Below are 11,036 nucleotides of genomic sequence, written 5' to 3'. Positions count from 1 at the left end.
ATGCCACAGTTAATTGAATTAGGAACTAAAGCCGAAATGTTGGAGCAATTATCCATCATAAAACAACTATATCCCGATTATACACTTGAAATTTATGGCGATTTGTTAGATAAAATGATTCCACATAATTACAAACAATTAATTGTAGTGGAAAACGGAATTACCATGGGTTTAGCTGGATTTTGGATTGGAACTAAATTGTGGAGTGGTAAATATCTAGAAATGGATAATGTGGTGGTTCATGAAGATTTTCGTTCCAAGGGAATTGGCAGTATCATGACCGAATATCTCAATCAAAAAGCAATCGATGAAAATTGTAACATGATTGCTTTAGATGCGTATACGACCAATTTTGGCGCCCAAAAATTCTACATGAATCATGGTTTTGTGCCGAAAGGGTTTCATTTTGTGAAATATTTGAAGGATTAATTATTCAAGTATTCCCAAATAAAACTATAAAATTCGCTTTGTTGTTTTACTCTTTTCTCGTAGCTTGAAATGTTTCCAGAATGACCAGCCGTTTTATTTACTTTCAGATAAATTGGATTCTTCTGTGCAGTTCTATTTTGTAATCTAGCCGCAAATTTATACGATTGAAAAGGCGGAACTCTATCGTCGTTTTCAGAAGTAATAATTAAACAAGTTGGATAATTTATATCTTCTTTAATCGTGTGATAAGGCGAATAAGAAATCAAAGATTGAAACTCTTCTTTATTATTTGGATTTCCATATTCATCGAAATGATGTATTCCAGAAGTGTATTTATCAAGAGTAGCCATATCTAATCTTCCCATTTCAGAAATAACGACTTTGAATAAATCAGGGCGTTGTGTCATTGCAGCTCCAACGACCAATCCACCATGTGAACCACCATTAATGGCTAATTTATTTGGATTGGTGTATTTTTCTCGAATTAAAAACTCAGCAGCATCCACAAAATCGTTAATCGAATTGATTTTTTTCAATCCCTTTCCTTCTTTGTGCCAGTTTTTTCCTTTTTCGCCACCACCTCTAACTTTCGCAAAGGCATAAACACCACCTTTTTCTAAAAAATGCAATAACCCAGTGTCATAATTTGGACTACTAACACTTCCAAAACCGCCATAAGCTCTTAATAAAGTGGGATTGTTTCCATTAAGCTCAATTCCTTTTTTGTGAATAATTACAATCGGAATATCTTTATTGTCTCTACTTTTATAAGTAATCGTTTTGGTTTCAAAATAGTTAAATGGGAATAAGGTTGGTTTTGGTTGAATAAAATCATTAAAATAAATATCGTTAGCTCCAGTAGTAATATTCAACTTGTAATTTAATGAAGAAATGGTGTAAGAATAAAACGTAACAAAAAGTTCATTTGTTTTTTCGTCATAAAATCTAATTTGAAAATCCATATTGTGTGGTGCTTCAAATTTTCGAATAAATTTTCCGGTATAATCATAAATAGACATGTAATATTTGCCCATATTGTCATACTTACAAATAATATAATTTTCTAAAAATGTGGCTCCAACAAGTAAATGAGAATAAACTTGAGGAATTAAAACAGTATTTTCTGTTCTATTATTTATATCAAAATAACTTATATTTCCCCAAGAATATTTTTCATCCGAAAAGTAAAACTTATCGTTAATAATATTTAAAAGTTCAAGATTACTTTTGTCATCTTTTATGAAGTTTTTAAATTGAAATGATTCGTTTTCAATTGTGGAATAATAGTAGTTTTTAGTAGTTTCATCTTCGCTTGTTTCAACAATAAATAATTTATTTTGTTTGGTAAAAAAACTAAAGTTTGATTTTGTATTTGAAGTATCAAAAACCAATTGGTCTTTACTTTGAATATCTCCAATTTTATGATAGTATAATTGATAGGTAGAATCTTTTGCAAAGAACTCTTTGTTTGAATTTTTCTTGTAAAAAACTCCTTTATCGTCATTCCAAGCAACATTAGAAAATTTAATATCGGTTAAAACATCATCAAGATATTTTTTGTTGGCAAAGTCTTTAAATTTAATTTCTTGTCTATCACTTCCATTAGGACTAATTTTAAAAGCCAAATATTTGGAATTTTTGGAAGGATAATAACCAGATAAAACTACATTCGCATCTTTGTAAACATCAAACGGATCAACCAACGGTTTTCCTAAATCATTTAAACTTTCTCTGTAATATAAAACGCTTGGTTTGTTTTTATCTACTCTATAGGTGTTGTAAAAATATTTCCCTTTTTTACCCGGCAATCCATTCGTAGACAAATAATCATAATCTTTTATTTTGAATGAAAAATTATAATTTTTAGCCAATTCAGATAGTTTTTCTTCACTAAAATTATTTTGTAATGTTACCCAATCGGCAACTTCTTTGTTAGAAGTGTTTTCTAACCAAGCATAATCGTCTTGTATCGTAATTCCGTGTTTTGAAAGGGTTGAGAGAACTTTTTTGGTTTCAATTTTTTGTTGAGAAAAAATGGTAGCAGTAACAAAAAGGAGTACAAATAAAAATCGTGTCATAATCTTACAAATAGTCTTGCGAAAGTATTAAAATATTATGCTAAACAATGCTTTTGGATTGTTTTTTGCAATAATAAATTCAGTAACTTTATCAAAACGAAATTTATTATGATTCAGTATATTTTAACCATATTCTTTGCCACAACATTAATCTCTTGTAAAACAACTGAAACAATAGTGCAAGAAAACAATTTATCGGCATCTTATGAAACTTGGGTTGCTGGTGTTCGAGGTGGTGGAAGCGGTATCAATTTTTACGTTGATTTAAAAACCGAATTAAGCGAAGGAATTGAACTAAAAAAAGTAATTTTTAGAGGGCATGAATCGCCTTTTGAAAAACAAGATGCATTACATTTTATTGCAAGAATAAAAACCGAAGGCAATCAACAAAAGTTTGAAGGTGATGATACCAAAATTTACACCAGTACAAAAAATGCTTTAACCTTAGCCGAAAAAGATGCCGTTTTAATTTTTTTTAAAAACGGAAAAGAAATTCGTCAAACTATTAAAGAAGTTAAAGAAAAACCAATGTTGCTTTATCCTTCGACAAAACCAAAGAATTAATTACATTTGTTATTCTAAAACCAAAGGAAATTGAGTCTTTACAAAAGTCTTTTTAAACAAACTGCAATTTATGGCATAGCAACCGTTTTGCCAAGAATTATCAGCTTCATTCTAAATCCAATTTTTGTCTACTATCTTACAGATAAAGAAAAAATGGGTGAAGTTTCCGTTATTTTTTCCTATTTAGTTTTCTTCAACGTAATCTTATCTTACGGAATGGAAACGGCTTTTTTCCGATTTTATAATTCTGAAGAAAACAAAGGAAAAGTAATTTCAACATCCACTATTTCACTATTTTGGTCAACAATAGGATTTTTAGCATTATTCCTTTTGTTCCGAAAAGATTTAGCGCTTTGGTCAGAAATCAATGTGGAATATGTCGTTTTCACTATTTGGATTTTAGCTTTAGATGCTTTGGCGATTATTCCGTTTTCCAAAATTAGAGCTGAAGGTCGTCCAATAAAATATGCTGTGATTAAGATTTCAAACGTATTAATCAATTTGTTGTTAAACGTTTTCTTTTTAATTCTTTTACCCGATTTAGCAAATGAATCATCAAATCCGTTATTACAAACCATCTATCATGATGATTTTCAAATTGGGTACATTTTTGTTGCAAATTTAATTGCAAGTTTAGTCACATTACTTTTCGTTTTACCCGATTATTTCAAAATCAAATGGCAATTTGATGCTGATTTGTGGAAGAAAATGATGCAATACGGTTTGCCTATTTTAGTGGCCGGAATTGCCTTTGCCATCAACGAACATTTCGACAAAATTTTATTAGATTGGATGAAAGTCGACATGGCAGATATTGGAGCCTATTCTGCTTGTTACAAAATCGGAATGTTTATGGTGTTGTTCCGTACTGCTTATTCTTTAGGAATTGAACCGTTTTTCTTCAGTCACGCAAAAAATGAAAACGCTCCACAAACCTATGCTACAATTACCAAATATTTTGTCATTTTCGGTTCGTTTATTTGCTTAGGTGTTATCGTTTTTGCTGATATTTTAAAATTAATTTTAGTGCCAAAAGATATTTATTGGGATGCGATGGATGTTGTGCCGTTAATAGTTTTAGCAAATTTCTTTTTAGGCATTTATACCAATTTATCCGTTTGGTACAAGTTAATTGATAAAACCAGAATTGGTGCTTATATTTCAATTGTTGGAGCAATAGTAACTTTAGTTTTAAATTTACTTTTAATTCCAATTATCAGTTACATGGGTTCTGCAATTGCTACTATTTTGGCTTACGGAACCATGATGTTTATTTCGTACTACATGGGACAAAAAAAATATCCAATTCCATACGATAAGAAATCGATTTTTACTTATTTGGGATTAGCAATAGTGCTTTCGGGAATTTCATTTTATGTACCCATTTTACGTGAAACTTATGTATTCGGAATTGCATCTATCTTGTTTTTTGCTTACTTTGTATACCGAAACGAAAAAGAAACTATTTTAACGATTATCAGAAGAAAATAATATGCAAATCAAAATCATCAATAAATCAAATCACGAGTTACCAAACTACGAAACCATAGCTTCGGCAGGAATGGATTTACGTGCGAATATATCAGAACCTATTACTTTAAAATCATTAGAAAGAACCATCGTAAAAACCGGACTTTTCATTGAATTACCAATCGGTTTTGAAGCACAAGTTAGACCAAGAAGCGGTTTAGCAGCCAAAAAAGGAATCACCGTTTTAAATTCGCCAGGAACAGTAGATGCCGATTACCGTGGAGAAATTGGTGTGATTTTAGTAAATTTATCCAATGAAGATTTCGTAATCGAAAACGGAGAACGTATCGCTCAATTAATCATCGCCAAACACGAACGCGCAGAATGGCTTGAAGTATCAGAATTATCAGAAACTTCAAGAGGAGAAGGCGGTTTTGGTAGTACAGGAGTGAAGTAAAGCCCCCTAACCCCCAAAGGGGGAATTGACAAAATTGTGTAAATAGTTAAATATAAATTGAATTAATTAATAAAATCCTATTGACCCCTAATAGGAATTCCCCCTTCGGGGGTTAGGGGGCTAACATGAAAATAATCGTACCAATGGCAGGTCGTGGTTCACGTCTTCGCCCACATACATTAACCATTCCAAAACCATTAATTCCTGTAGCAGGAAAACCAATCGTTCATAGATTAGTAGAAGATATTGCCGGAGTTTTAAATCAGAAAATAGACGAAGTTGCGTTTATTATTCATGAGAGTTTTGGTAAAAAAGTAGAAGATGATTTAATTGCCATTGCTCAAAAATTAGGTGCAAAAGGAACTATTTATTATCAAAACGAAGCCTTAGGAACAGGTCATGCGATCATGTGCGCCAAAGATTCTTTGAGTGGTCCAGCTGTTATTGCTTATGCTGATACATTAATTCGTGCTGATTTTGATTTAGACACTACCGCCGATAGCGTAATTTGGGTAAAACAAGTCGACCAACCAGAAGCTTTTGGTGTGGTAAACCTAAATGCAAACGGAGAAATCATCGAATTGGTAGAGAAACCAAAAGAATTCGTTTCGGATTTAGCTGTTATTGGAATTTACTATTTCAAAGATGTTGCTGTGTTGAAAAACGAATTGCAATCGGTACTTGATAATAACATTATTCATGGCGGCGAATACCAAATTAACGATGGTATCAAGCAAATGATGGCAAAAGGCATGAAATTTGTACCAGGTAAAGTAGACGAATGGATGGATTGCGGAAACAAAGACGTTACAGTAGAAACCAACACGAGAATGTTAGGTTTTTTACATAACGATGGCGAACATTTGGTAGATTATGATGTGAAATTAGAAAACTCAACCATAATTCCTCCATGTTACATTGGTGAAGATGTGGTATTGATTAATGCAACCGTAGGTCCAAATGTTTCATTAGGAAAAGGGTGTCACGTAATTGATTCAACCATAAAAAATAGCTTGATTCAAACACACGCACATATAAAAAATGCCAAATTAGACAACGCAATGATAGGGAATCATGCAAGTTTTGATGGAAATTTTACAAGTATTAGTATAGGCGATTACTCGGTTTTAGAATAGATGATAAATAAAAAACACATAGCTTTTTTAGCTTTTCTGCTTTTCAGTTTTGGGAACTTTTCTTATGCGCAAGAAAATCCTGAAGACATCGCATTAGTAGATAACCAAACCGAAGATAATTTTTACGAAGCCATGAAACAACGTGGTATCGAAAATTATGATAAAGCTATTGTAGCGATTCAAAAATGCATTGAAAAAGACCCAAAAAATGCAGCTTTTCAATATGAATTAGGCAAAAATTATTTAAGCCTAAAAAATTATGTTGATGCTGAAAGTGCCTTCAAAAAAGCGGTCGAGTTAGACAACAAACAACGTTGGTATTGGAACGGATTGTACGACGTGTATTATCAAACTAAAGATTATCAAAAATCAATCCCGATTGTAGAAAAATTAATTGAGTTTGATGGTAACATGAGAGAAGATTTGGTTTCGCTTTACATGAATACCAACCAACACGGAAAAGCGTTAGAATTGTTGAAAGACATGGAATCGAAATCTAAGTTGACCAGCACCATGGAATACTATAAATTGAAGATTCAAGAATCGAATGCCTATACAAAACCACAAAAAGAACAATTAGAAGAAGCAATTAAAAAGAATCCTAAAGACGAGCAGAATTACATCGACTTAATAGTTTTATACTCGAGTTTCAATCAGGAAGACAAAGCCTTTGAAGTGGCAAAACAATTGGAAAAAGAAATCCCAAATTCCGATTGGGCTCATGTGAGTTTGGTAAAATTCCATTTGAATAATAATGATGGTGAAAACGCATCAAAATCAATGTTTAAAGTTCTGGACAACGATAGAATGGATTTAAAAATCAAACACCGTGTTTTTAATGAATTTTTAATTTTTGCAGTTAAAAATCTAACGTATTTAAAAGATATCGATAAAGCAATTCCTTATTTTGATAACGATAGAGAAATTAATGTAGCTAAAGAAGTAGCTAAGTTTTTCTGGAAAAAGAATGATTTAGAAAATGCTTCGAAATATTTTGATAAAGGAATCAAAAAGAATTCTGATGATGTTGAAGCTATGGAATTGTACTTAGAAGTATTAATTCAGAAGCAAGATTTTCAGTTGGTTAGTAAAAAAGCAGAAGAGTATTTGGAGTCATTTCCAACACAAGTTGGGTTTTATTTTTATGCAGGTTTAGGATACAATCAACTTAAAGAATATAAAAAAGCAAAGAACATTTTAGAAAACGGCTTGGATTTTGTAGTTGAGTTTAATCCTTCAGAATCGGGGATTTACAACAATCGTTTCAATGTTAATTTTTATAAACAATTAATTATCAGTTGCGAAAATTTGAATGACAAGGTTAAAAAAGAAGTGTACACCAACAAATTAAAGCAATTACAAAAATAAATGAAGTCAATACTATCAGCCTTTTTAATCGTTTTTTTAATCGGATGCAAATCAAAGCAAGCCGTTGCAACAGCTGCAGCAAATGATAATATCGAAGTAACGAAGATTATTAATGGTCATTATAAAAACGAGCACGATTTTTCAACGCTAAATATTAGAGCAAACGCTAAATACGAAGATGAGAAACAGTCTCATTCTATGAATGCCGATATTCGCATCAAAAAAAACGAAATCATTTGGATTAACATTAAGTTTTTAGGAATTCCTATGGCAAAAGCAATGATAACTCCAACAAAAGTGAGCTATTATGAAAAGATAAATAATACTTATTTTGAAGGCGATTTCAGTATGTTAAGCAATTGGTTAGGAACTGATTTGGATTTTCAAAAAGTACAGAATTTATTTCTTGGAAAAGCAATTGACGATTTAACAAAAGATAAATGGGTTTCTGAAGTAGTAGAGAAAATGTTTAAGTTGTCGTTGCCAAATGGTTCTGATATTGCCAAAGAATTTTATTTTGAAGGTGCTAATTATTTATTGAAAAAAGAAACGATAACTCAAGCAAGTCAAAACCGAAATTTAGAAATTCGTTATCCTTCGTTCAAAGAAGAAAAAGGAATGTTTTTACCAAATGAAATCAACATAAAAGCGGAACAGAAAGACAAAGTGACTATCGATATTGAGTATAAGAACACAACATTTAATGAAAATTTGAGTTATCCTTTTTCAATACCTAGTGGTTACACCGCTGTTGAAATCAATTAATTTTTTATTTAAGTAAAAAAACTACCTTTGTAAAAATCCTTATTGCATGAACCAATTCATTAAAATCCTATTTTTCTTTTTCATCACAACACTATGTTTTGCTCAACCTTCTGAACAGCAAAAGTTAGAAGAGCGTAAAGCACAAATTCTGAAAGAAATTTCAGAAAACAAATCGCGTTTAGAAGCAGAGAAAAAGAAAGAAAAATCGGTTTTAAAACAAATTAATGAACAAAAAGGGCTAATTCAATTGCGACAAAAATTACTCAATACAACAGCAAAGCAAACACGTTTATTGAGCGACGAAATCTATTTAACGCAGTTAGAAATGAACAAGTTAAATAGAGAATTAAAAGTGCTAAAAGAAGACTACGAAAAAATGATTGTAAAATCATACAAGAGTAGAAACGAGCAAAGCAGAATTATGTTTATTCTTTCAGCAGAAAATTTTCTTCAAGCTTATAAAAGAATCCAATATATGAAACAATATGCCGGATTTAGAAAAATGCAAGGAGAAGAAATCAAAGACAAACAAAATAAATTAGTAGTTGCAGAAAAACGATTGTCAGAAAGTAAAAAAGAAAAAGAAGTTGTTTTAGCGCAAACCGAAAAAGAAAAACAAGAATTAGAAAAAGAAAAGCAAGAACAAGAACGTTTAGCTAAACTGATTCAAAAAGATAAAAAGAAAATATCGGCTGAAATTAGTAAGAAGCAAAAAGAAGCAAAAGATATTGATGCAAAAATCAAAAAATTAATTGCCGCAGAAATTGCAGAAGCTAATAAGAGAAATGCTGCTAAAACAGGAACGACTGCTCCAAAGGCAGGAACAACTGCCGCAACAAAATTCGTTTTATCTGCTGAAGGTAAAGTAGTTTCAGATAATTTCAAAGCGAATAGAGGTAAGTTACCATGGCCAGTAGTTGATGGTTATATTTCGTTAAAACATGGCGATCAACCGCATCCAGTTCATAAAAATTTGACCATTCATAATAGTGGTGTTGAAATTTCAACAAAACCAGGTGCTTCGGCAAGAGCTGTTTTTGGTGGCGAAGTGTTGCAAGTTCAGGTAATTTCGGCAAACAATAAAGCGGTTTATATTCAGCATGGAGATTTTATTACTGTTTATTTGAATTTATCTTCTGTTAGTGTGAGTAAAGGTCAAAAGGTAACAATCAAACAAAATATTGGAAAAATTCACACCGATTCTTCTGGAAGTGCGGTAATTAAGTTTTTAGTATTACAAAATACAACAACACTAAATCCAGAATCTTGGTTAAACTTATAAAATAAGAATGAGGTCGTAATGGCCTCATTTTTTTTGGATTCCATTTTATTTGTACTTTTATATCTTATTTGCAAAACATGAATTTAGCCAATATCAAAATACTACATATCGATAGCAACCATCCGTTACTTTGGGAACAATTGCAACAAGCTGGTTTTCATAACGAAGCCGATTTTACTTCATCCAAACAAGAAGTAGAAGCCAAAATTGAAAACTACCACGGAATTGTTATCCGAAGTCGTTTTAAAATTGATAAAACCTTTTTAGATAAAGCTACAAATTTGCAATTCATCGCGCGCGTTGGTGCTGGTTTAGAAAGTATCGATTGTGATTACGCTACAGCGAAAGGAATTCATTTAATTGCTGCTCCAGAAGGAAATGCTAATGCTGTTGGAGAACACGCTATCGGAATGTTATTATCGCTTTTTAATAATCTAAACAAAGCCAATAACGAAGTAAAATCGGGTCAATGGAAGCGTGAACCCAATCGCGGACATGAATTAGAAGGTAAAACCATCGGAATTATCGGTTATGGCAACATGGGAAAATCATTCGCTAAAAAATTACGCGGATTTGATGTAACCGTTTTATGTCATGATATTTTACCGAATATGGGAAATGAAAATGCATCTCAAGTTTCACTATCCGAACTTCAAGAAAGAGCCGATGTTTTAAGTTTGCACACACCTTGGACACCCGAAACCGATAAAATGATAAATTCGGATTTCATTAATCAATTCAAAAAACCGTTTTGGTTTATAAATACGGCAAGAGGAAATTCAGTTGTAACAGAAGATTTAGTTCAAGCTTTAAAATCTGGAAAAATTTTAGGCGCTGGTTTAGATGTTTTAGAATACGAAAAACTATCTTTCGAAACTTTGTTTGAAGGCAAAAAACCAACTGCTTTTGAATATCTTTTACAAGCTGAAAACGTATTGTTAACGCCACATATTGCAGGTTGGACATTTGAAAGTCATCAAAAATTAGCGCAAACCATTGTAGACAAGATTTGTAAGATTTATTAATAATGTTTGTAACAATTTGTTAGGTTGTAGACTAATAAAGAAAATATTTTTATATTAGCATTTTATGGCGCGTCCGAAAAGCCTTACGAGTAGGAGACAACTAAAACAAACAATTTTACAATGGAATCACAAAAAGTAGACATGTTCATGATGACGAATGCGAAATTTTTCGAAGGTCATCAATTAAACGCAATCAGAGAACGTTTATTACAAATGGATGATGATAAATGGCCAATGGTACAAACTCTTCAATTCAAAGACCCAACAACTTCTTTATTAATTTCAATTTTTGCTGGAGCTTACGGAATCGACCGTTTCTATATTGGTGATACTGGAATGGGAGTTGGAAAACTACTTACTTGTGGTGGTTTAGGAGTTTGGGCTATCGTGGATTGGTTTTTAATTCAAGGAGCTACCAAAGAGAAAAACATGGAGTTATTCAACAGAACTTTTATGTTCTAA

The 11,036-nt window shown here is 31.8% G+C and carries 11 protein-coding genes; 10 read left to right on the top strand and 1 reads right to left on the bottom strand.

Features of this window, described 5'->3' with window-relative positions; all coding sequences use genetic code 11:
* Positions 1-429, top strand: a complete 429-nt coding sequence (locus AAEO58_RS02215; RefSeq protein WP_341681537.1) for a GNAT family N-acetyltransferase — start codon at positions 1-3, stop codon at positions 427-429.
* Here AAEO58_RS02215 and AAEO58_RS02210 read toward each other — a convergent pair.
* The gene (locus tag AAEO58_RS02210; protein WP_341681536.1) at positions 426-2,507 is read right to left on the bottom strand and encodes a prolyl oligopeptidase family serine peptidase; all 2,082 of its coding nucleotides are present in this window, start codon (positions 2,505-2,507) and stop codon (positions 426-428) included. The genes AAEO58_RS02215 and AAEO58_RS02210 overlap by 4 nt on opposite strands.
* 108 nt (positions 2,508-2,615) lie before the next feature.
* Between AAEO58_RS02210 and AAEO58_RS02205 the strand changes: the two genes are divergently transcribed.
* The 9 genes from AAEO58_RS02205 (at position 2,616) to AAEO58_RS02165 (ending at position 11,036) form a co-directional block, all read left to right on the top strand.
* Positions 2,616-3,071, top strand: coding sequence for a hypothetical protein (locus AAEO58_RS02205; RefSeq protein WP_341681535.1), 456 nt, complete (start codon positions 2,616-2,618; stop codon positions 3,069-3,071).
* A 30-nt stretch (positions 3,072-3,101) separates the two neighbouring features.
* Positions 3,102-4,562 (top strand): lipopolysaccharide biosynthesis protein, encoded by a 1,461-nt coding sequence (locus tag AAEO58_RS02200; protein ID WP_133608812.1) that lies wholly within the window; start codon positions 3,102-3,104, stop codon positions 4,560-4,562.
* 1 nt (position 4,563) lies between these two features.
* Positions 4,564-4,998, top strand: a complete 435-nt coding sequence (dut, locus tag AAEO58_RS02195; RefSeq protein WP_341681533.1) for a dUTP diphosphatase — start codon at positions 4,564-4,566, stop codon at positions 4,996-4,998.
* Between the two features lie 125 nt (positions 4,999-5,123).
* On the top strand, positions 5,124-6,134 hold the full coding sequence (locus AAEO58_RS02190; RefSeq protein WP_341681531.1) for a sugar phosphate nucleotidyltransferase: 1,011 nt from the start codon (positions 5,124-5,126) through the stop codon (positions 6,132-6,134).
* The gene (locus tag AAEO58_RS02185) at positions 6,135-7,502 is read left to right on the top strand and encodes a tetratricopeptide repeat protein (RefSeq protein WP_341681529.1); all 1,368 of its coding nucleotides are present in this window, start codon (positions 6,135-6,137) and stop codon (positions 7,500-7,502) included.
* A complete protein-coding gene (lolB1, locus tag AAEO58_RS02180; RefSeq protein ID WP_341681526.1) occupies positions 7,503-8,267 on the top strand; it encodes a lipoprotein insertase outer membrane protein LolB1 in 765 nt (254 codons plus the stop codon).
* Between the two features lie 46 nt (positions 8,268-8,313).
* Positions 8,314-9,549, top strand: a complete 1,236-nt coding sequence (locus tag AAEO58_RS02175; protein ID WP_341681524.1) for a murein hydrolase activator EnvC family protein — start codon at positions 8,314-8,316, stop codon at positions 9,547-9,549.
* 77 nt (positions 9,550-9,626) lie between these two features.
* Entirely contained in the window at positions 9,627-10,574 is a 948-nt protein-coding gene (locus tag AAEO58_RS02170) for a 2-hydroxyacid dehydrogenase (protein WP_341681522.1), read from the top strand.
* Positions 10,575-10,694: 120 nt separating this feature from the next.
* Positions 10,695-11,036 (top strand): TM2 domain-containing protein, encoded by a 342-nt coding sequence (locus AAEO58_RS02165; RefSeq protein WP_111566344.1) that lies wholly within the window; start codon positions 10,695-10,697, stop codon positions 11,034-11,036.

The organism is Flavobacterium helocola, assembly GCF_038289885.1.
GTDB classification, from domain to species: domain Bacteria; phylum Bacteroidota; class Bacteroidia; order Flavobacteriales; family Flavobacteriaceae; genus Flavobacterium; species Flavobacterium cheniae.
This window is presented reverse-complemented; position numbering and strand designations above follow the sequence as displayed.

Excerpts from the sequence above, each read along its gene's own strand:
- AAEO58_RS02185 (WP_341681529.1), top strand. The coding sequence starts at position 6,135 with ATGATAAATAAAAAACACATAGCTTTTTTAGCTTTTCTGCTTTTCAGT.
- AAEO58_RS02165 (WP_111566344.1), top strand. The coding sequence starts at position 10,695 with ATGGAATCACAAAAAGTAGACATGTTCATGATGACGAATGCGAAATTT.
- AAEO58_RS02190 (WP_341681531.1), top strand. The coding sequence starts at position 5,124 with ATGAAAATAATCGTACCAATGGCAGGTCGTGGTTCACGTCTTCGCCCA.
- AAEO58_RS02215 (WP_341681537.1), top strand. The coding sequence starts at position 1 with ATGCCACAGTTAATTGAATTAGGAACTAAAGCCGAAATGTTGGAGCAA.
- lolB1 (WP_341681526.1), top strand. The coding sequence starts at position 7,503 with ATGAAGTCAATACTATCAGCCTTTTTAATCGTTTTTTTAATCGGATGC.
- dut (WP_341681533.1), top strand. The coding sequence starts at position 4,564 with ATGCAAATCAAAATCATCAATAAATCAAATCACGAGTTACCAAACTAC.
- AAEO58_RS02175 (WP_341681524.1), top strand. The coding sequence starts at position 8,314 with ATGAACCAATTCATTAAAATCCTATTTTTCTTTTTCATCACAACACTA.
- AAEO58_RS02205 (WP_341681535.1), top strand. The coding sequence starts at position 2,616 with ATGATTCAGTATATTTTAACCATATTCTTTGCCACAACATTAATCTCT.
- AAEO58_RS02210 (WP_341681536.1), bottom strand. The coding sequence starts at position 2,507 with ATGACACGATTTTTATTTGTACTCCTTTTTGTTACTGCTACCATTTTT.
- AAEO58_RS02170 (WP_341681522.1), top strand. The coding sequence starts at position 9,627 with ATGAATTTAGCCAATATCAAAATACTACATATCGATAGCAACCATCCG.